Below are 20,795 nucleotides of genomic sequence, written 5' to 3' on the forward strand. Positions count from 1 at the left end.
CCAGGACCCGAGGAGCAGTGCAGTCGGCCGGCACGGCAGGAGACCGCTTTGGACGCCGCTCACCAGCCGCTCCCGGCTCTGCCGGGCCCACGAGTCGGTCGTTAGTAGCGGGTGGGGAAAGGGGGTGAAAACACCGCCGCGGAGCGAAGGTCAGCCCTCACCGGTCGCCCCAGCCACCATGGCGGCGCACAGCGGCAGTGACGACGGAAAGGGGGACAGTAACGCGTGCTTCGTCGCCTTCGTCGGGCCACAGATCCAGCACCCGCGTGCGCACGGCGGACGGTTCACCGCCAACCTCGACAGCAGCGTGGCGCGCAGCTGGAACGACCGGTCATTGTGCTTTGCCGTGTTGGTGTAATCGGGAGGTGTATGATGCGGAACTCGACCCGTCAGGACAGTCTCCCCACCCTCCGGCGTGCCACCGTGCGCTGGCTCCTCACCCTCGCTCTGGTCCTCAGCGCCGTTGCCACCCTCTCCTTCCCCACCCAGGCGGCAACCTTTAACGTCGCCGCGTGGGTGGTCGATGTGAACCCCAACGACAACCAGTGCTCGCTCCTGGAAGCGTTAATCAACGCGGCCAACAACGAGCCGACCCACGCCGATTGCCCGGACGGTGAGCAAAACCAGGTTGACGTCATCCAACTCCCCGCGGGGACCTACTCCTTCCCCGCGAGCATGCCCGAGGGATGGACCCCACTGGTGAACGCCACCACCGGACCACTCCGCCTGGTCGGCGCCGGGGCCGCCTCGACTATCCTGGACGGCTCGGCGAACGTCGACGGCCTCACGCTCTTCGACGTCGACGGCGGGCAACTGACCCTCGAAAACCTGACACTGCAGCGTTTCACTGGCGCGTCCACAGGGCCGATTCAGGTGCAAAATAACGGCACGCTCACGGTGCAGTCCGCCGTCTTGCAGGGGAACAGCGCGCCAGTAACCAACGGCGGCGCAATCTGGGCTTCTAACGCCACGGTCACCATCTCCAACTCCACCTTCTCCTCCAATCAAGCAGATGAATATGGAGGTGCGATCTACGCAAACGACGCCACGGTCACCATCTCCAACTCCACTTTCACACAGAACTCGGCCGGCGAGGGCGGCGCGATCGCCACTTATTTTGGCGACGCTGATGTCAACATCTCCAACTCCACTTTCACACAGAACACGGCTAACGCGGAGGGCGGTGCGATCGCCGCTTTGGGCCACTATGGTAGCGCCACGTTCACCATCTCCAACTCCACTTTCACACAGAACACGGCCAACGTGGGCGGCGCGATCTCCTCAGACGCCTACATTGGTAGCGCCACGGTCACCATCTCCAACTCCACCTTCAGTCTGAATCAAGCATTAAACCAGTGGTATTGGGGCGGCGGTGCGATCTACGCAGGGGAAGACGCCACGGTGACCATCTCCGACTCCACTTTCACGCAGAACACGGCACCAGAGTACGGCGGTGCCATCTTCGCGTATGCAGCCAACCTGACTGTTTCTGGCTCCACCTTCAGTCAGAATCAGGCAGATGACTCGGGCGGGGCATTCTATCTCGGAGGAACCACGGTACTCCGGCTCACCAACTCCACCCTCTCCGGCAACAGCACCGCTACCACGGGCTCAGGTTCCGCTATCGGAATCGGCATAGCTACCAATGTGCAGGTGGACCTCGCCTTCGTGACGCTCGCCGACCAGACCGGCAGCCCCGCCCTCGCAGCTCATTACCAATCGGACCGCGGACAGCTGCGGCTGCGCAACACGATCCTTGCTAACCCCCAAGTCAACGAGTGCGGCTCTCTTGCCCAAGTCACCCTCACTGCCGGAGGCGCCGTCCTGGCTGACGATGCCACCTGCACTGGTGCCTCCGTCATTCCGACCCTCCGCTCCACCCTCGGCAACCTGGCCAATAACGGCGGCCCCACCCTCACCCATGCGCTCCTCACCGGCTCCCCCGCCATCGACGCCGTCCCGTCCGGCCAGTGCACCGACTGGAACAACACTCCTGTCACCACCGACCAGCGCGGCCAACAGCGCCCGAACCCCGCAAACACTCCGTGCGATGCCGGCGCTGTCGAGGTCGCCTCTTCCCAGCCCACCCCCACCCCAACACCCGGCCGCGTCGAGCTTACCCTGCAACGCATTCGCCTCTCCCGCCCCGCGCCAGACACTCTCCAACTGAACTTCGTCCTTCGCAACCTCGGCCGCGACCCGGCCCCCGCCACGACCATCCGAGTCCTTGTCACTGACCATCCCCGCCGCGGTACCACTACGCTCCTCGCTACCCTCCCAGCCCCCGCCCTCGATGGCCGCTCCAGCCAAACGCTCTCCCAGTCCCTCACCTTGCCTCAAGACCCCTCCGCACGCTTCCTCATCCTCATCGTTGACCCAGACAACTCCATCCCCGAACGGAACGAGCGCAACAACCAGCGCACTGTCCGTATCCCCCGCTTCCGCCCATAACCCTCCCACGCGCAACTCTGCCCCCGCCTCCCTCGAGGCGGGGGCAGCACCCTCCCACTCCCCCGTACCCTTGCAGAACCGCAACCCAACTACCAGGCTTTCCCCCCTGCGCCTCTGATGCCCTCGCTCTGCCGTCACGCCGGTGGCTCCGCGCTGCCGCACCCCTCATGCCCGCCGCAGCGCCGGAGACATCAGACCCAGCTCACACTCCATCGTGCCCGGCAGCAACTCGTCCGGGTCACACCCGACCTCCGGTGCGAACCTCCTACGATGTCCTCCCTACACGCTGCCTGCCAACAAGGTCAACCGCAGCCCCATCACCACCGCGCTTTGCCCTTTGCCGCCCCACAACCCACCCCGACGCCTGAGCCACAGCGCATCACAGCCCAACAAAAGTGGACCCGGGCGAGAGCCCGGGCCCACTACCATCACGAAAGATCGACGTCAGTCAAGAACCGCCAAATTGAACGCAGCGGCACCATCATAGGACGGGCCCGCAGCCGCATTTGGCGCGTCACGGTAGGCCACATTATTCGAAACAGCCACTACGGTGTCGTAGGCGTCAATAACAATGTTTCCAGTAAAGCCGCCCGGCAACTCCGGTAGGTCGATGGTCGGATAAAGGATGGCAGCACCACGTGGGCTGATCGAGAACTGGATGTCCGCGTACAGGTTACCCACGCGGTTATACACTTCCACTGTCACGTCCGTGATCGTCTCCTCCGGATTGAAGATGGCCACGCCGCTCAGGTCGTTGGAGCTACCGGCGTTCTGGAACAGCGGTAGCGCCAGGTCAGTTCCGCCATCCTGAGCGTTGTAGCTGAGCGCATGCCCAGTATCCTGGTCATCACCAACATACTTCACCGAATCGACTGCGACTGCAATGGGCTCGTCGGCTGTAATGATCGCCTGCGCATGGGCACGCAGCCCCAGGTTGGACAAGCTCGGCCGGTAGACCCACTCGACCGCTCGCGGGCGGAGACGCATCGTCGCGCTACCAGCCGGGGCACCGGCCAGATTGAAGAACTGAATCGTGACATTCGCATCGTATTCAGCGCTCAGGTTGACCACCGCGAACCCAGTATTCCACCCGTTATAGCGGTCAAACACCAATGGCGCGTAGACTTCTTCGGCGGCTTCCTCGAACGGCTGCCCCACATTGGAGATGGCCATGTTGACGGGGTCACCCCACGGCTGCTCCGCCTTGATGCGATCACTGCTCACGCCGATCTGGCAGTCCGCATCGATGAAGGCTGAGCCTGCCCAATTCTGCCGCCACCCGGTCAGATCGAGGATCCACGTCTCTCCACGATTCAGCGTCTCCGAGAAGATTCCCGGGGCCGGATCCCCAAGCCCAAAGGGCGACTGATACAGCGTGACATCAACGGCGCAGTTGTTCACATCGTCAAAATTGGTGATATAGATGACCGAGTTCCAACCGCTCCACCCTGACTGCACAATCGGCAAAGCCCACTGAACGCCCTCATCGAGAGCGGCTAGGGCATCAATCGCTTCGAATGGAAGGGCGCTGTAACCGGTCACCATCTCGGTGCGGCCACTGGTCCGCGCATCGGAGCTCAACGCCACCGGAGCCGCGGACTTCATCAGGCCAGCAATGAGGGCATCTTCGTCTAAGGGTCTCTGCTGTTGGTCCACGTCACCACACGCGTTGTTATTGTTGCCATCGACGCAGGCCCGGACCCATACTCCACCGCCGGCACCACAACCAGGCCCAGAGGCGGTCACTTGATAGGTCGATCCTGCGGCCGGTTCATTGCCACCGGGTGCCCAGTTGATCGTCAGAACTCCACCGGAGAAGCTCCAGGTGTAGTCTGCCGGTGAGCTAAATGCGGTGTTACCCTGCCGAACTGAGATCGACACAGGGCTGCAGGCTCCGGTCCGAATAGTGTCCGCGGTATCAGCCGGTGCCCCTCGAACAGGGGAGAACGTCGTTGCCCCGGCCGTCCCGAAAATATCGCGGGCAGTGAATGTCCGGGAACCGTTCTCGTTCACCCGAGCCCAGGCCGTGCGCGTGTTGCTGCCTGCCGGAAATACCTCGATGATCACCTGGCCATTTTCCAAGTTTTGCACGGTGATCGTCCCGAACCAGGGACCGGTTCCGGCAAGCTCCTCGCCATTCGGCACAAACGGGAAGAAGATACTCGTATCTGGCCACTCCGGACCCGTCTGTGCCCCAGCCGGCGCGACGGTCAACCCGGCAAAGGCGCTGACCGCCAGCGCAAGTGCTAAGAGCAAACTCACCAATCGCTTACCCATACGTCTCCAAACCTCCTTGCGTCATCGGCGTAGGACACGTCGACGACACTCGACCGCGGGCAAGACGTCCTCGCCCGCTGCCGCATCTTCGCCTGTCCGGGCGCGGGGGCGGCACCCCGCTCAACCGCTTGCCGCTCCTGCGGCTCACCTCCCCTTCCCTCGGCGCCTTCCCTCCTTTCCCCAGTCCGTTCCCATCCCTTGACGCGCAGTCTTCTCCGTTCCCCCAACCGGAACCGGCGGGTGCGCCCGCCCGCTCGGCCCCAGGCGCAGTCTACCAGCGTTCTCGCCGGGTGTCTAGTCCCAACGCGCGGAAGCGACCACTCGGGCAGCCCCCGCTCGACTGCACCCACTATCTCTAACGTACGAAGCGGACTCATGGTTGCGCAGCTGTGACCGTCCCGCCCTCTCCCGTCTGCTCCCCTCACCCCCAACTCCGCTCCCCGCGGCTCCTCTCACCCTAACCCCTCTCCCGCCTTTGTTTCCCTCACCCCCCAACCCCCCTCTCCCGCACGTTACGGGAGAGGGGGTTGGGGGGTGAGGGTGGCAACCCCCCTCTCCTGCGTGTTGCGGGAGAGGGGGTGAAGGGGCGGTGGGGGTGGTGCCTGCGGGAGAGAGAGCAACGGGGTGAGGGTGGTCACCGCAGCAGAGGGCGCCAGGGGGTGAGGGTGGCACCCCCTCTCCCACACGTGGTGAGAGAGGGGGCACGGGGGTGAGGGCGGTCACTGCGAGAGGGGCAAGGGACACAGCCGCATCGCCCCTCCAGGAGTCAGACCCCTCGCGCACCGGGCCGCACTCACCCTGCCCCCGGTGACTCGAGTGACGAGCTCCTCCCCTGCGATCGTCTCATCGGCCGAGCGATGTTCGTGCCGCCAGATCACGACGAGCGGCGCTCCTCGCCCTTCGAGGCCGGTGACACACCCAGGCGTCGTCGCCATGCGCTAGTCACCGATGCCCCGTCAGGCCGTGCCGCCAGACGCGACGGGCCATTGCCACGTCGCGCTGACGACGATGGATCCGCCGCGGGCTCGTGTTCTGGACTGACGGCGTGTCTGGTGCACGCTTAGAACCGCGGCCGGTACTCCCCCCACACCTGCCGCAGCCGCCCACAAATCTGCCCCAGCGTCGCTCCCGCCAACAGCGCTTCCCGCAGCACCGGCAGCAGGTTCTCTCTCCCCCGCGCCGCCTCCTCCACCCAGGCAAGCGCTCGGGCCACGTGCTCACCATCTTGCCGCGCTCGATACTCCTCGACCCGCCGAATCTGTCGCTCCACCGCCGCCTCATCCAGCCGATGCACCGGCACCTGCACCGGTGTCGTGTCCTGGTAGCGGTTCACCCCAACCACGATCCGCTCACCACGCGCCACCGCTTGCTCCCACGCATAGGCGCTCTCCGCAATCTGCGCCTGAATCCAGCCCCGCTCAATCGCCGTCACCGCACCACCAAGCGCCTCAATCGCCTCAATGAGCTCCCAGGCCCGCCGCTCCACCTCGTCCGTCAGCGCCTCAACGAAGAAGGAGCCACCCAGCGGATCGGCGGTGTCCGCGACGCCTGTTTCTTCCGCGAGGGTTTGCTGTGTCCGCGACGCCTGTTTCTTCCGCGAGGGTTTGCTGTGTCCGCAACGCGAGTGTTTCTGATTCTTCGGTCGGAAGCCCAATGAATCGGCCCCCTCCATCGCAACCGTGACGATGCCCCTTCACTGATGGGGCGCCAATCACGGCGCCCGCAGTCCCAAGGGGCTGTATCACCTTGCAAGCTCCAGAGACTGACAGGCGTGATGAATCACTGCCCTGCGTGGAGCTGTGCGCAGTCCGCGGCGGCCACCGAGGCCAGGACACCGTTCCTGGTGGCCGCACACCTGGGAGCGCGATCTGCCAGTGGCCACTCCAGGGAGGCGGCCACCGGGGCGGCAGGAAGCAGAAGGCGCAGCGGGCGACGTCCCCACGCACCTGCCCGCCTACCGTGTCTCTGCCCGCCGAACAGCCAGCGCGAGGCCAGCCAGCCTTGTGAGGAAAGACGCCGTACACCGCTGACCAGGGCACCCCTCCGCGACGACTGCGGCCAGAAGCCAGCCATCGTACGTCACACCCGGAAGCCCCGCCGACGCATAGTCAAAACGCTCGGCGGCCATCGTCAGCTGGACCGAGTGGCGGTCGCTGTGCAGCGTAACCAATTGGAGCGCTCCGAGACGAGCAAGGGAAGGGGTCTGAATCGACCAGAGAATCACCGTTCGGACATGGACCTCACCCCCGGTTTGTGCCCAGGAGCTTCCCCTGCCGTTCACGGCCCGCACGCTGCAAGCCTTGACGAGCACAAGAGGGAGATCGGACGAGGCTTGCCCGCCCATTTGTGAGCCGCCCGGACGACGCGCCAAAGCACGCTGGCCCGGGACACGTCAGGGTAGCGCCCCGGGAGCAGCTGCGGGAACAGAGCGGTTCCCGTACATCGAGGAGGCAGCCCGAGGGCATGCGTGCAGGAGGCGACACCGCAAACCACAGGCGCCGGTCGGCACGAAACCACCCGGAGCGCCACACCCGGCAGAGCCGCTCAGTGGCTGCTGCCTTCCGGCACTTCCACGAGCTCGGTCAGCACCCCATGGCAGGACTCGTGATGGATAAAGGCCACTGGGAGTCCATGCAACCCGATCACCGGCTCTCGGTGAATAAGCTGGAATCCCTGCGCCTCCAGCTGTGCTAGTGCCGTACGGATATCCCGGACGGCGTAGGCGACATGGTGAATTCCGCCACGCTTGGCCAGGAACCGCCCCAAGTCTGACTCCGGGTCCGTCGGCTCAAAGAGCTCGACGTGGCTCTCCCCGCCGTGGAAGAGTGCCACCCGCGTGTGTGGGAACTCCTTGACCCCATCGAATGCGAGGCCAAGTTTCTTGTAGTCCTCTATCGCCTCGTCCAGGTTCCCCACCACGATCCCGATATGATGGATTCCGATCACCGGCACCGGTACCATGCGTCAGTTCTCCCCTCGACCGTCCAACCTGTGCGACACCGCCAGGATAGCACGGCTCGCCAGCAATTGGTATAGGGCTCAACCAAAAGGGCGCCTATCGTCGCCCTGTGCCCGCGCGCCGCACGGGGACGTTGGCGATCAGGCGCTCGCCGCCTTCACCGCGGACGATGCTGATCTCGATCCGATCCGCGTCAATGTCGAGGTGACGCGAGAGGATCTGGCACATCTCGGAGCGGATCGCCTCCAGGACGTCTGGTGTCACCTTGACGTGGTCATACACCAACACTTCTACCAGACGTTGTTTCGCGACCTGCGCGCTGCCCCGCGGTGCTCGGCCCGACCCGCGACCGAAGAGCGTGTCCAACCAACCCATCCGCTATCCCTCCTCGCTCCTCAGGCTCGACCACCGAAGCCGAGCGCGCGCAGCATCCGTCGCCACACCCCGTTGGGAATTTCGAGCGGCTGGAACGGGACATCCTCCCCCAGGAGTCGCGCCGCGATGTCGCGGAACGCCTGTCCCGCTCGCGACTGCGGATCAAGCGCCACCGGCTCGCCGCGGTTGGTGGAGGTCACGATCGCCTCGTCGGCCGGGACGACTCCGATGAGTGGGATGGCCAGGATCTCGAGCACGTCCTCCACCGAGAGCATGTCCCCCCGCCGGACGAGCTCCGGGTCAATCCGGTTGACAATCAGTCGCGGTGGTGGGAGCTCCGCTGCCTCCACCAGCCCGACGATCCGGTCGGCATCGCGCACCGCCGAGACTTCCGGATTCGTCACCACCAACACTTCATCGGCTCCGGCGATCGCGTTCCGGAAGCCGCGCTCGATACCGGCTGGAGAGTCAATCAGGACGAAGTCGAACTGTTGACGAAGCTCGGCGCAGAGCTCCCGCATCTGTTCCGGTGAGACCGCTTCCTTGTCCCGCGTCTGGGCTGCTGGGATCAAGGCCAGGTTGGAAAGTCGCTTGTCCCGGATCAGTGCTTGGCGCAGCCGACAGCGCCCCTCCACAACGTCCACAATGTCGTAGACGATCCGGTTCTCCAACCCCAGCACAATGTCCAGGTTCCGGAGGCCGATATCGGCATCGACAAGGACAACCGACTTGCCTTGGGCGGCCAGGGCTGCGCCGACATTGGCGGTCGTCGTCGTCTTGCCCACACCGCCTTTCCCCGACGTGATAGTAATCACCCGACCGTTGCGATCCTGCTGCTCCTCCACCGCACCCCTCCTGCTGGCGCGTCTGTCTCAGCGTCGCTCAATCCGCCACGGTTCGATGACGATCTGCCCATCGGCCACGCGCGCGAGTGCTGGGGCATCGAGGTGCTGCGCACCCCGATCAGGCGCTCGCGCCACCAGGTTGGCGATGCGCAGCTGCATCGGCGCCAGCCGCAGCGCCGCGATGACTGCTTCGGTGTCTCCGTTGCGCCCGGCATGGACCGTGCCACGCACCACGCCCCAGACCAGGACGTCACCGCCAGCAACAACCAGCGCTCCCGGATTGACGTCACCGAGAAGCACAAGGTGTCCCGCTGCCTCCACGGCCATTCCCGAACGAAGTGTCCGCCGCACGTAAGTGGCTTTTCCGTCCGTCTCCTCGTCACTCCCCGGCGCGATCAGCCGCAACCGCCGCACAGGTTCGGCCCCCTCCGTCCGGTATCCCCAGCGAGCCAAGCGCTCACGGTACTCGGCCGTCCCCGCGCTGATCGCCTGCACCCGCACCCCGCGCGCATCGAGCACCTGCTGGAGCGTCACGATCTCGTTGAGTTGCGGTTCCCGCTCGGTAAAGTCCAACGTCAGCGCGGAGCCGTGGAAGAAGGTCGGGCGCGTCTCGAGGAGGTCCTGGACCTGGGCCAGGACCGTTGCGAACGGTACCGTCGGCGGCAGCAGGAGCCGCACGCCGTCTTGCGTTCCGCGCACCCGGACCGCTGCCTCAGCTCGTTGACCGTCCAACATCGCTGCCCCTTTCACCTCCTGCACTCACGCCACGCGTCCGAAGTAGGTGGCGAAGATCTGGTCTGCCACCGGCACCGCGAACGTTGACCCCTCCCCACCATCGCGAATGAGCACCAGGACGAGGATTTCCGGGTCGTCGTACGGGGCAAAGGCGGTGAACCACGCGTGCGCTTTCTTGTACCGCCCCTCCTCTGCTTCGCCATACTCAGCGGTACCGGTCTTCCCTGCGATCGGAATGTCGTCTCCCGTCCGCACGAACTTCCCTTTTGCCGTACCATCCGTGACCGTTCGACGCATCCCGCGTCGGACCGTCTCGATGTGCTCCGGGGCGATCGCCAGTTGCCGAACCGCTTCCGGCTCGAACCGGCGTACGACCTGACCGGCCGCGTCGCGCAGTTCCTTGACGATCCGTGGTCGATAGTACGTCCCTCCATTGGCGATCGCGGCCAACGCGCAGGCCAACTGCAACGGCGTACAGGCCAGGTGCCCCTGGCCGATGGAGACGTTTATAGTATCCCCGACCGACCAGTATTCCCGCAACGTCTGGAAGAGCCACCGCGGATTCGGTACCAGCCCATCCGCCTCACCAGCAAGTTCAATGCCGGTCACTTGGCCAAAACCGAATACCTCGCGCAGGTACTTCTCGATCCGCTCAATCCCGAGCCCCTCAAAATACTGCTTTTCTGGATCGCCAGGGATGTAGTAGTGGAGCGGTTCGGTCCCGCCTTCCGGCGTCTGCCCCGGTGCCCCAACGTTGTAGAAGAAGATGTTGCAGGACTGCGCGATCCCATCGAGCACGTCGACCTCGCCGTGCCCTGTTGCGAGCCAACACACGTAGGTATTGCCACCCTGCTCGTCCCAGACCGTCGGCACACGGATCGACCCACGGCAGGTATAAGTCGTTTGCGTGGTGATCACTCCCTCCTGGAGCGCAGCACACGCCAGGAGCGGCTTGACAGTCGAGCCTGGGGGGAATTCTCCACTGATCGCAAAATTGACGAGCGGGTGGAACGGATCATCCAACAGCGCCTGGTATTCGGCCTGGGTCAGGCCGCGCACGAACCGCGCATTCGCGTAGGTTGGCAGTGACACCAGCGCCAGGAGCTCTCCCGAGCGTGGATCGAGCACAATGGCCACGCCCGAGCCAACCGGATCACGCCCTTTCTCGCGTGCTGCACGGTCAGCCTCGCGGATTCCCTCGGCGAGTGCCTGGGTGACGGCCCGTTGCAATTCCGCATCGATCGTTAGAACTACCGTCAGCCCAGGTACCGGGTCACGTCGGCGCCCTGGCACCTCGCCCACAACAACGTTGCGCGCATCGACTTGGACCCAGCGCCCGCCGTGCTGCCCCCGTAGCACTTCCTCCATCGCCTGCTCGACGCCACCACGCCCCACGCGGTCGTCCGGTCGGTAGGGGTTGGCCGGACTGTCGCCACCCGCCGCTTCGTACTCTTCTTTGGTGATCGGGCCCACATAGCCGAGGATATGTGAAAAGTCTGGTCCACCCGGATATTCACGCACCAACGTGTCGTCCGTCACGCGGATACCTGGGAGCGCCGTCGGATTGGCCGCCAGCGTCAAGGCGAGCTCGCGCGGAACATCCTCCGCCAGTGCTACCGGCACGGCACTCCCAGCCGCCACTGCCAGATAATCGAAGCGGTTCAGCACGTGGACGCCCGGCAGCCGCTTCGCAGCCTCACGCAGCGAAGCTGCTTCCTCGGGTCGCAGCTTCTCCCGGACGACGACATACCGCTGGTCTTTCGGCGCAGAGAAGACTTTGCCCGCTACTTCGGCTCCCGGTACGTTGAGCACTTCGGCTAGCTCGTCCAGTACTGCCCGTTCGTTCCCTGGCGGAAGCGCCGGACGGTGCACTACCAGGAGCTCGTCGAGCCCCAGCGCAGTGATCAGCTGCTCGCGAATCCGTTCGCGCTCCACCTCATCATCCGGCAGTTCAGTTGGAACCAGCCAGACGGTCCAACTCCGCCGGTTCCGCGCCAGGACTTCGCCGTTGCGGTCCAAGATCAGCCCGCGTGGCGCACGTAATGGCTCAAACCGCACCATGCTCCCTTGTGCCGCTGCTTGGTACCGCGGCCGCTCGCGCAGCTGCATCAGACCGAGCTTGGCCAGCACGGCACCAAAGCCAAGCACCATCGCACCGCGCAGCAGGAACACACGCCGCGTCAAGCGCTGGTCATGCCCCGACTCCGGCGTCTCTGGTGGCACGATCGACTTGGGAGCGGGCAGATTCAGCCCACGCCGGGACACTTTAGTGCGCACGTCGCACCCCCGCTCGCCCCAGCAGGGCAACGACCCCGTACACAACCGGCACCGCGATGACGTTGAGCAGACCAACCAACACCGCTGTCAGCATCGCGTCCAACCACGCCTCGATCGAGCCTGGCCATCGCACCAGAAGAAGGAGGAAACGATAGGCAAGCGTCAGCCCACCCACAAGCCCCATCAGCGGGAGCAGCGCACTCCGGTAGATGCTGCGCCGGGCAGCTGAGCCGGCAAACACCGCCGGCAGCAAGGCAAGGACGTGCGCACCAAGCGGGCTCGCTGTGAGCAGGTCAAAGAGTACGCCCCCTGCAATCGCCCAGGCAACGCCAGCGCCGAGCCCCTCGAATGCGCTGGCCACGAGGACGATCCCCAGCACAAAATCCGGGAACAGGCCAAAGGGTGTCACGCGCGGGAGCACCGTGACCTCGAGCACAGCCGCTCCAAGGAAGAGCGTCGCGATCACCAGCTGCCGCACCAGACCGCACTCCGACCACTCGTTTGCAGTCCCGGCAATCGTACCACGCTGTCACTCACGTTCCAGGCGGTCGGGCCGTCTCCAGCACCCGCACCTGCAGCTCTGCTCCCGGCATCCCGCTCCTCCGGAGCGCTTCAATCGTCTGCTCGACCGGATAGGCAACCCGTCGGAAGGTGACGCCCCATCGCTCGCCGTTCCACTCCAGCACCGTGTAGGCCGCCTGCTGGTCACCGTCAAACGGGAGTCCCACACTCCCGACCGCGATCACCAGTCGGCCGTCAAGCTCCCAGCGCACCTGCAGGTGGATGTGCCCATAGGCAAGCGCCGCCCCGCCGGAGCGCTCGAGCAGTTCCTCAAGCTGCTCACGCGGCGCGTTTGGCGGCACCACTGGGTGTGCGCTCCAAGGCGTCGCATGGACCACCACAAGGACCGCCCCGGTCGGCGCTGGTACTGCATAGCGCAGGGGCAGCGATGCGAGGTACTCCACGTGCTCGCGGGTCAGCCGCTCGGCACACCACCGGTAGCGGTCCGCCATGGCAGGGTTCTCAAGGTGCCGCAGCCGCGGGTCATCAACCTGCGCCGGCCAAGCCCCACCGGTCGCGACCTCCACGAGGAACTCATCAGTGTTCCCGCGGACTGCCGGAATCCCACGGCTGCGGACGAGATCGATGCACTCGCTCGGCCACGGCCCGCCAAAGGCAAAGTCGCCCGCCATCACCACCAGATCCGGTCCCAGCCGCTCAATGTCCTGGAACACTGCCTCGAGTGCCGGGAGGTTCCCGTGTGTGTCAGAAATCACTGCTACCTGCATCGGTCGGTCTACTCCTTGCTTGACTCTGACCCTATCGGTGCCACGCGCCAGCAGCAAGCGTACCGCGTTTAGTAGAGTGAACGGGCGAAGGGCATCGGAGGAGTCGGAGGGAACGAGTGACCACACCGGGTACTCAAACGAGCGAAGTGATCGCACGAATGCCGAGCGAGGGACGCCGACGCGTCATCATCGCGCGGGTCAGCCCCGAACTTGATTGTGGACGATTCCCGGTCAAACGGATTGTCGGCGACGAACTCGTCGTCGAGGCAGACATTTTCGCCGACGGACACGACGAACTCGCCGCGATACTCCGCTACCGTGGCCCGGGGACGGCAGACTGGCACGAGGTTCCGATGACCTTCCTCAGCAACGACCGCTGGCGGGCAACTTTCACCGTGACGGAGCTGGGTGTCTGGGAATACACAGTTGTTGCCTGGATTGACCGTTTTGCTACCTGGCAGCGCGACCTGCAAAAGCGGCTCGATGCGGGGCAGGACGTCACGGTTGACCTTCTGATCGGCGCCGAACTCGTTGAAGCGACCGCAGCGCAGGCAAGCGATGCTGATGCGGCCTGGTTGCAGCACGCGGCTACCTCGCTGCGGCAGGGACCAGACGCGATCGCTGTTGCGCGCTCAGCAGAACTCGCTGCGCGCATGCGACGAGCCGATCCCCGTCCCTTCATGGCCGAGTATCCGCGCGTTCTGCGCGTGGTTGTCGACCGTGAACGCGCGCGCTTCAGTACGTGGTATGAACTGTTCCCGCGCTCCTGTTCCCCAGATCCGGGTCGGCATGGAACGTTCCGAGACTGCGAGGCGTGGCTCCCACACATCGCCGAACTCGGCTTCGACGTCCTGTACCTCCCGCCTATCCATCCGATCGGTCGCACCCACCGAAAGGGGAAGAACAATAGCCTCGTCGCCGGGCCGAATGATCCTGGCAGTCCGTGGGCCATCGGTAGTGCGGAAGGTGGGCACGATGCCGTTCATCCCCAGCTTGGCACACTCGAGGATTTCCGACGGTTCGTGGCCCGCGCCCGCGACTACGGCATCGAAATCGCGCTCGACCTCGCCTTCCAATGCTCGCCCGACCACCCGTACGTGCGCGAGCATCCTGAGTGGTTCCGCCGTCGCCCCGATGGCACCATCCAGTATGCGGAGAACCCGCCAAAGAAGTATCAGGACATCTATCCCTTCGATTTCGAGTCACCCGCTTGGCAGGAACTCTGGCTGGAACTCCTCCGCATCGTGACTTTTTGGATCGAGCAAGGAATCCGGATCTTCCGGGTCGACAACCCACACACCAAGCCGTTCGCCTTCTGGGAATGGCTGATCGACACGGTCAAGCGGGACTACCCGGAAGTGATCTTTCTCTCGGAGGCGTTCACCCGCCCCAAGGTGATGTATCACCTGGCCAAACTCGGCTTCACCCAGTCATACACCTATTTTGCCTGGCGGAACACGAAGAGCGAACTCGAGGCCTACTTCACCGAACTCACCCAGACCGAGGTGCGTGAGTTCTTCCGCCCCAATCTCTGGCCCAATACGCCCGATATCTTGACCGAATTCCTGCAGACTGGCGGCCGACCAGCCTTCCTCATCCGCCTGATCTTGGCTGCCACGCTCGGGGCAAGCTACGGTCTCTACGGGCCGCCGTACGAGCTCTGCGAGGCGACGCCGCTTGCTCCAGGGAGTGAAGAGTACCTGGATTCGGAAAAATATGAGATCCGACACTGGAAACTCGACTCACCGCACTCGATCGCACCGGTCATTGCCCGCGTCAACCGCATCCGACGGGAAAACCCAGCACTCCAACAGGACTGGACACTACGGTTCCATTCGGTCGACAACGATGCGTTGATCGCCTACTCCAAGATCAGTCACGATGGGCAGAACGCGATCGTCACCGTGGTCAATCTCGACCCACACCATCGACATGCCGGCTGGGTCACACTCGATCTGGCTGTCCTCGGGATCACGCCGGAGACGCCCTACCAGATGCACGATCTTTTAAGTGGTGAGCGGTACATCTGGCATGGGCCACGAAACTACGTGGAACTTGACCCACACATCATGCCGGCGCATATCTTTGCCGTCCGTCCACGCATCCGGTCGGAGCACGATTTTGAATACTACGAGTGAGGGGCTTCTATGGCGGTCAAGGTCGCCGAACGTCGTCGAGCTACACCGGTACCACAGCTTCCCGACGATCCACTCTGGTACAAGGACGCCATTCTTTACGAGCTCCACGTCCGCGCCTTCTACGATAGCAACGGGGACGGAATTGGTGACTTCCCAGGGCTCACACAAAAACTTGACTACCTCGAAGACCTCGGGATCACTGCTGTCTGGCTCTTGCCGTTCTACCCGTCACCGCTCCGTGACGATGGATATGACATCGCCGACTATACGGACGTTCACCCCGCCTATGGCACCCTCCGCGATGTCAAAGAGTTCATCCGCGAGGCCCACCGGCGCGGCATCCGGGTGATCACCGAACTCGTCCTCAACCACACGTCGGACCAACATCCGTGGTTCCAACGGGCACGGCGCGCAGCACCCGGTAGTGTCTGGCGCAACTTCTACGTCTGGAGCGACACGCCGGAAAAGTATAAAGAGGCCCGCATTATCTTCAAGGACTTCGAGACCTCCAATTGGGCATGGGATCCGGTTGCCAAAGCCTACTACTGGCATCGCTTCTACTCGCATCAACCTGACCTCAATTACGAGAACCCAGCGGTACGCCGTGCCATCCTCCGCGTCCTCGATTTCTGGATGCGCCTTGGTGTCGACGGAATGCGGCTGGATGCTGTGCCGTATCTCTATGAGCGTGAAGGGACGAACTGCGAGAACCTGCCCGAGACCCACGCGTTCTTGAAGGAACTCCGCCGTTCCGTTGATAGTCGTTACCGCAATCGCATGCTGTTGGCCGAGGCAAACCAGTGGCCGGAAGACGCGGTCGCCTATTTTGGGCAGGGCGACGAGTGTCATATGGCCTTTCACTTTCCCCTGATGCCACGCCTCTTTATGGCAATCCGTATGGAAGACCGCTTCCCGATCGTCGATATCCTGTCCCAGACTCCAGCCATTCCGGACACTGCTCAATGGGCCCTCTTCCTGCGCAATCACGATGAGCTGACGCTCGAGATGGTTACCGACGAAGAGCGCGACTACATGTATCGCGTCTATGCGCGTGATCCGGTTGCCCGCATCAACCTTGGCATTCGCCGGCGGCTGGCGCCGCTCCTTGGGAACAACCGGCGCCGCATCGAGCTGATGAATGGCCTTCTCTTCTCGCTCCCTGGCACCCCGGTCATTTACTACGGTGACGAGATCGGGATGGGGGACAATGTCTATCTTGGAGACCGGAACGGCGTGCGCACGCCGATGCAGTGGAGCGCCGACCGCAACGCTGGCTTCTCGACCGCACCGCGCCAGCGCCTCTATTTGCCAGTGATCGTCGATGCTGAGTACCACTACGAGGCAGTCAACGTCGAAGCGCAGCAGGCAAATCCCCATTCACTGCTCTGGTGGATGAAGCGACTGATCGCACTCCGCAAACAATTCAAGGCGTTCGGGCGCGGATCGTTCGAGTTCATCCCGGTCGACAACCGGAAAGTCTTGGCGTATGTCCGCCGCTACGAGCAGGAAACGATCCTCGTCGTTGCAAACCTCTCCCGCTTTGTCCAGTGGGCTGAACTAGATCTTTCCGCCTATCGTGGCATGGTTCCGATAGAACTCTTCGGTCGTATCGAGTTCCCCCCGATCGGTGAAGAGCCGTATCGGGTTATGCTTGGCCCGCACAGCTTCTACTGGTTCAGCCTTGAGCGCCCGCGCGCCGGTGAAGAGCTGCTCGTGGTGACACCGAGTGAACTCCCGGTCATTCCGGTGCGGGAGCGCGAGGGGACACTGGACCTCAGCACGGCGCAACGCACGCTCTTGGACGAACTTCCACGCTATCTCCGGGCGCGGCGCTGGTTTGCGGGCAAGGCCCGGCGGATCAAGCAGGTACAGATCGCCGATCAGATACCGCTTCCCGTCGACGGACTCGCGGTAACCCTCCTCCTTCTCTCCGTCGAGTACACCGAGGGCGATCCGGAACTGTATGTCCTCCCGCTGGCCATCGCCCGTGGCGATCTTGCACGCGACCTTATCGAACGCACACCACACGCCGTCATCGCTCGTACAGTGCCGGACGAAACGGCTCTCCTCGTCGACGCGCTGGCAGTTCCCTCGTTCAGTCGCAACCTCATCGAGCAGATCGGTCGTCGGCGACGTTTCCGGGGAGAGCACGGCACGGTGGTCGGACAGCCGACGACCGCGTTCCGTCGCCTCGTCGGGCAAGGGACACCGCTCCCCGAACCAGTGCTCGGCCGTGCTGAACAAAGTAACACCTCAGTGATCTTCCCCGAACGGGTTCTCCTGAAGCTCTACCGGAAGATCGAACCTGGCCCAAACCCAGAGCTTGAGCTCGAACGAGCGCTCAGTGAGCGACTTGGTTTTCGCTCTGTCCCGCCGCTGGCCGGCAGCCTCGACTACCGACCGGCGAGCGGCGAGGCGATGACGCTTGCCGTGTTGCTCGGCTATGTACCGAATGAGGGTGACGCTTGGCAGTACACGCTGGACATGCTTGCCGGATTCCTTGAACGCGCCCTCGCGTACAGCGAAGAGCCACCGTCTATCGGTTTGGATGCTGAAGCCCTCTTGACCCGCGCGGCAAGCTCCCCACCGCCGATCGTCTATGAGTTAATTGACACGTATGTCGAGTCCGCGCATCTCCTCGGCCAGCGCACTGCTGAACTTCACCGAGCACTCGCTCGCCTGACAGACGATCCCGCGTTTGCACCGGAACCGTTCTCCATGCTCTACCAGCGCTCGCTCTACCAGGCAATGCGCAGTCAGCTGCTGCAGACCTTCACCCTCTTGCGGGACCGGCTTGCCCAGCTTCCCGAGCATGTCCGCAACGAGGCCGAAACTGTCCTCCAACGCGAACGCGAGATCGTCCAAGTCTACCAGCGATTGCTGCAGCAGTTGCTACCAGCCCAGCGCATCCGTTGCCATGGGGACTACCACCTGGGGCAGGTGCTCTATACTGGCCGCGACTTCGTCATTATCGACTTTGAGGGGGAACCAGCTCGCCCGCTCAGCGAGCGGCGGCTCAAGCGCTCGCCGCTGACCGATGTCGCCGGCATGCTTCGCTCGTTCCACTATGCTGCTTCGGCAACGCTCTTTGACCAACTCCAGCGTGGGCTCCTGAGCGACATGGCACGGGCAGAGGCGTGGCTTCGCTTCTGGTACGGGTGGGTCGCCGCAGCTTTTCTCCAGGGCTATCTCGAGGGCTTGCAATCGACCACGCTGATCCCCACGGACCCGAAACAGCTGGCGGTACTGCTCGAAGCCAATCTACTGGACAAGGCGATCTACGAGCTCCGCTATGAGCTGGGACACCGGCCGGGCTGGCTGGCAATCCCTCTCCGCGGCATCCTTGAGCTGCTTCGCGCCCGGGAGGGTGGCGCATGAACCGGTTCGCTGCCCTCCGCGCCCTGGCGCACGACGCCGGCCTCCAGCTCGCCTACCGTGACATCGCTGGGGCGCGGCAGGTCGCCCGCGCGGAACAGCTCCTTGCGACGCTCCGTGCCCTCGGCATTCCGATCCGTACACCTGAAGAAGCAGCAACGTTGCTCCGGGAGCGCTGGCACGTACGCATGGAGCGACGCTGTGAACCGGTGCACGTCTGGACACACGGTCGGGGAACACCGCGTCTCCGTCTACTGCTCCCAGCACAACCTCATGGCCGCTTTGAACTTTTTGTCCGCAGTGAGAACAACGACGTGCAACACCTCGTTGTCTCTTCTGAGGACCTCAGCGATATAAAGCCGGTAGCAGGACCCCCGGTGCCCGATCCTGCTGTCAGCGGCGTACAGGTCGAGCTCCCGCTTCGCTTTCAGCCGCCGGTCGGCTACCACGAAGTGGAGATTGCATGTCCCGATGGTCGCATCACTCGCACGCTCTTGATGGTCCGCCCGGCGACTGTACGACCTCCGGAAGATGTCGGACTTGACTCTGTTTGGGGCGTCTTCCTCCCGCTGTACGCCGCCTGGCGTGAGGAGCCGCGCGACGGCGCGACCTACCGACGACTCCAGGACCTCGTGACCTGGACGCGCCAGTGCGGTGGTGCGCTCGTTGGAACCCTCCCGCTCCTGCCAACCTACCTCGGCAATGACCCGTATGACCCCAGTCCGTATGCGCCAGTCAGTCGCCTTGCCTGGAGCGAGTTTTTTGTCGATCTCCGCGCACTTCCGCTTCCAGTTGACGCAGTCGAGTGCCAGCTCACGACGGGACCGGGGGCTCGTGGCACGCGCCTGGTGGACTACCAGACGAGCTGGCAGCAACGGTTCGCTGCGCTCCAAGCCGCCAGTCACCACCTGGCGCAGCAGCCTACCGTGCGGCAAGAGATCGAGACTTGGCTGGAGACCCATCCGATCCTCGCGGAGTATGCGCGTTTCCGCGCTGCGGTCGACCGCTTTGGTCGTCCCAGCCGTTGGTCATCCGGCCTCCGTGCAGAACTCCTGAGAAGCGAGGTGGGACCTGGTGAGCCTGCTTGGCCCTATGCAGTGGCACAATGGCTGGCGGCACAGCAGATCGCCACAGTTGGACACGACGCGCTTTATCTCGATCTGCCACTCGGCGTCCATCCCGAGGGGTTCGATGTCTGGCGCTGGCCGCATCTCTTCGCAACGGACGTCAGTGCCGGTGCGCCGCCCGACCCGTTCTTCGCCGAGGGGCAGGTATGGGGCTTTCCGCCGCTTCATCCCGAACGCGTCCGCGAGGACGGGTATCGCTACGTACGAGCGGTCTTTACTCACCATCTTGGCGCAGCACGCCTTCTCCGTCTCGACCACGTTATGGGGTTCCACCGCTTGTACTGGGTTCCAGCGCAGGCGAGCGGACGGGAAGGGGTTTACGTCCGCTATCCGGCTGAGGAGTACTACGCCGTCCTGGCGATCGAGAGTTCCCGGACCGGATGTGCCGTCGCGGGTGAAGACCTTGGTACTGTCCCGCGAGCGGTACGGCAGGCTATGACAAGGGAGGGCTTACTCCGGCTGTGGGTTCTGCCGTTTGAACGGCGCAACGGCACCTTCACCACACCACCGAGACTTTGCGTGGCCAGTCTGGACACGCATGACCTCCCACCGTTCGCCGCGCTTTGGGACGAGTGGAGCCACGATATTCAGCACGCCGTCGTCGCCTGGCTCGCAAGCGCAGGTTTTCTCGACCAAAAGACTGCACCAGGGTTGCACGATGTCATCGGCGCACTCCTCCGCTTCCTTGGTTCCAGCGACGCTGCGGTCGTCCTCGTCAACCTCGAGGATCTCTGGGGCGAGCGCCATCCGCAGAACCAACCAGGGACTGGACTCGAACAGCCGAACTGGCGCCGTCTGGCACAGTACGGCATCGCTGACTTTGCCACCAACGCAGTCGTCTTGGAGCTCCTTGAGACGCTCAACCGTGCCCGAAAGGAGCGTCGGCATCGCGCCACGAATTCACCCACTCCCCCGTCACACAACCGGTTGGGGAAGGAGGTGTGAGG

General features: G+C 63.9%; 15 protein-coding genes. 5 read left to right on the forward strand and 10 right to left on the reverse strand.

The window, feature by feature from the left end:
* The first annotated feature begins 124 nt into the window (after nt 1-124).
* Both NET03_RS04895 and NET03_RS04900 read left to right on the forward strand, forming a co-directional pair.
* On the forward strand, nt 125-358 hold the full coding sequence (locus tag NET03_RS04895) for a hypothetical protein (RefSeq protein WP_252127777.1): 234 nt from the start codon (nt 125-127) through the stop codon (nt 356-358).
* Between the two features lie 11 nt (nt 359-369).
* Nucleotides 370-2,451, forward strand: coding sequence for a choice-of-anchor Q domain-containing protein (locus NET03_RS04900; RefSeq protein WP_252127778.1), 2,082 nt, complete (start codon nt 370-372; stop codon nt 2,449-2,451).
* A 444-nt stretch (nt 2,452-2,895) separates the two neighbouring features.
* Here the strand turns inward: NET03_RS04900 and NET03_RS04905 are convergent, their stop codons facing one another.
* The 10 genes from NET03_RS04905 to NET03_RS04950 all read right to left on the reverse strand — a co-directional run bounded on the left by NET03_RS04905 (nt 2,896) and on the right by NET03_RS04950 (nt 13,208).
* The gene (locus NET03_RS04905; protein ID WP_252127779.1) at nt 2,896-4,728 is read right to left on the reverse strand and encodes a DUF4815 domain-containing protein; all 1,833 of its coding nucleotides are present in this window, start codon (nt 4,726-4,728) and stop codon (nt 2,896-2,898) included.
* A gap of 1,060 nt (nt 4,729-5,788) precedes the next feature.
* Nucleotides 5,789-6,382 (reverse strand): methylmalonyl-CoA mutase family protein, encoded by a 594-nt coding sequence (locus NET03_RS04910; RefSeq protein ID WP_252127780.1) that lies wholly within the window; start codon nt 6,380-6,382, stop codon nt 5,789-5,791.
* Nucleotides 6,383-6,682: 300 nt separating this feature from the next.
* On the reverse strand, nt 6,683-7,072 hold the full coding sequence (locus tag NET03_RS04915) for a hypothetical protein (RefSeq protein WP_252127781.1): 390 nt from the start codon (nt 7,070-7,072) through the stop codon (nt 6,683-6,685).
* Nucleotides 7,073-7,272: 200 nt separating this feature from the next.
* Nucleotides 7,273-7,689 carry a VOC family protein gene (locus NET03_RS04920; RefSeq protein ID WP_252127782.1) on the reverse strand — a complete coding sequence of 139 codons (417 nt, stop codon included), beginning with the start codon at nt 7,687-7,689 and terminating at the stop codon, nt 7,273-7,275.
* Between the two features lie 94 nt (nt 7,690-7,783).
* Nucleotides 7,784-8,062: a cell division topological specificity factor MinE gene (locus NET03_RS04925; protein ID WP_252127783.1), complete on the reverse strand. Its 279-nt coding sequence runs from the start codon at nt 8,060-8,062 to the stop codon at nt 7,784-7,786.
* A gap of 20 nt (nt 8,063-8,082) precedes the next feature.
* Nucleotides 8,083-8,907, reverse strand: a complete 825-nt coding sequence (gene minD, locus NET03_RS04930) for a septum site-determining protein MinD (protein WP_252127784.1) — start codon at nt 8,905-8,907, stop codon at nt 8,083-8,085.
* A 27-nt stretch (nt 8,908-8,934) separates the two neighbouring features.
* Nucleotides 8,935-9,642, reverse strand: coding sequence for a septum site-determining protein MinC (gene minC, locus NET03_RS04935; RefSeq protein WP_252127785.1), 708 nt, complete (start codon nt 9,640-9,642; stop codon nt 8,935-8,937).
* Nucleotides 9,643-9,666: 24 nt separating this feature from the next.
* Entirely contained in the window at nt 9,667-11,919 is a 2,253-nt protein-coding gene (gene mrdA, locus NET03_RS04940; protein ID WP_252127786.1) for a penicillin-binding protein 2, read from the reverse strand.
* Complete coding sequence (gene mreD, locus NET03_RS04945; protein WP_252127787.1) at nt 11,909-12,397, reverse strand: rod shape-determining protein MreD; 489 nt, start codon at nt 12,395-12,397, stop codon at nt 11,909-11,911. Before mreD ends, mrdA begins: the two co-directional genes overlap by 11 nt.
* A 55-nt stretch (nt 12,398-12,452) precedes the next feature.
* Complete coding sequence (locus tag NET03_RS04950) at nt 12,453-13,208, reverse strand: metallophosphoesterase family protein (protein WP_252127788.1); 756 nt, start codon at nt 13,206-13,208, stop codon at nt 12,453-12,455.
* Between the two features lie 158 nt (nt 13,209-13,366).
* Here NET03_RS04950 and NET03_RS04955 point away from each other — a divergent pair, with 158 nt between their 5' ends.
* The 3 genes from NET03_RS04955 to NET03_RS04965 are packed head-to-tail and all read left to right on the forward strand — an operon-like array spanning nt 13,367 to nt 20,793.
* Nucleotides 13,367-15,346, forward strand: coding sequence for an alpha-1,4-glucan--maltose-1-phosphate maltosyltransferase (locus NET03_RS04955; protein WP_286207210.1), 1,980 nt, complete (start codon nt 13,367-13,369; stop codon nt 15,344-15,346).
* A gap of 9 nt (nt 15,347-15,355) precedes the next feature.
* Nucleotides 15,356-18,724 carry a maltose alpha-D-glucosyltransferase gene (gene treS / locus NET03_RS04960; protein WP_252127790.1) on the forward strand — a complete coding sequence of 1,123 codons (3,369 nt, stop codon included), beginning with the start codon at nt 15,356-15,358 and terminating at the stop codon, nt 18,722-18,724.
* Nucleotides 18,721-20,793 (forward strand): 4-alpha-glucanotransferase, encoded by a 2,073-nt coding sequence (locus NET03_RS04965; protein ID WP_252127791.1) that lies wholly within the window; start codon nt 18,721-18,723, stop codon nt 20,791-20,793. Before treS ends, NET03_RS04965 begins: the two co-directional genes overlap by 4 nt.
* Nucleotides 20,794-20,795: the final 2 nt, after the last annotated feature.

The sequence above is a fragment of the Thermomicrobium sp. CFH 73360 genome, assembly GCF_023806465.1.
Taxonomy (GTDB): Bacteria; Chloroflexota; Chloroflexia; order Thermomicrobiales; family Thermomicrobiaceae; genus Thermomicrobium.

What these genes read in the sequence shown, in the direction of transcription:
- NET03_RS04900 (WP_252127778.1), top strand. Translation starts at nt 370, where the DNA reads ATGATGCGGAACTCGACCCGTCAGGACAGTCTCCCCACCCTCCGGCGT.
- NET03_RS04905 (WP_252127779.1), bottom strand. Translation starts at nt 4,728, where the DNA reads ATGGGTAAGCGATTGGTGAGTTTGCTCTTAGCACTTGCGCTGGCGGTC.
- NET03_RS04915 (WP_252127781.1), bottom strand. Translation starts at nt 7,072, where the DNA reads ATGGGCGGGCAAGCCTCGTCCGATCTCCCTCTTGTGCTCGTCAAGGCT.
- NET03_RS04920 (WP_252127782.1), bottom strand. Translation starts at nt 7,689, where the DNA reads ATGGTACCGGTGCCGGTGATCGGAATCCATCATATCGGGATCGTGGTG.
- NET03_RS04925 (WP_252127783.1), bottom strand. Translation starts at nt 8,062, where the DNA reads ATGGGTTGGTTGGACACGCTCTTCGGTCGCGGGTCGGGCCGAGCACCG.
- minC (WP_252127785.1), bottom strand. Translation starts at nt 9,642, where the DNA reads ATGTTGGACGGTCAACGAGCTGAGGCAGCGGTCCGGGTGCGCGGAACG.
- NET03_RS04950 (WP_252127788.1), bottom strand. Translation starts at nt 13,208, where the DNA reads ATGCAGGTAGCAGTGATTTCTGACACACACGGGAACCTCCCGGCACTC.
- NET03_RS04955 (WP_286207210.1), top strand. Translation starts at nt 13,367, where the DNA reads ATGCCGAGCGAGGGACGCCGACGCGTCATCATCGCGCGGGTCAGCCCC.
- treS (WP_252127790.1), top strand. Translation starts at nt 15,356, where the DNA reads ATGGCGGTCAAGGTCGCCGAACGTCGTCGAGCTACACCGGTACCACAG.
- NET03_RS04965 (WP_252127791.1), top strand. Translation starts at nt 18,721, where the DNA reads ATGAACCGGTTCGCTGCCCTCCGCGCCCTGGCGCACGACGCCGGCCTC.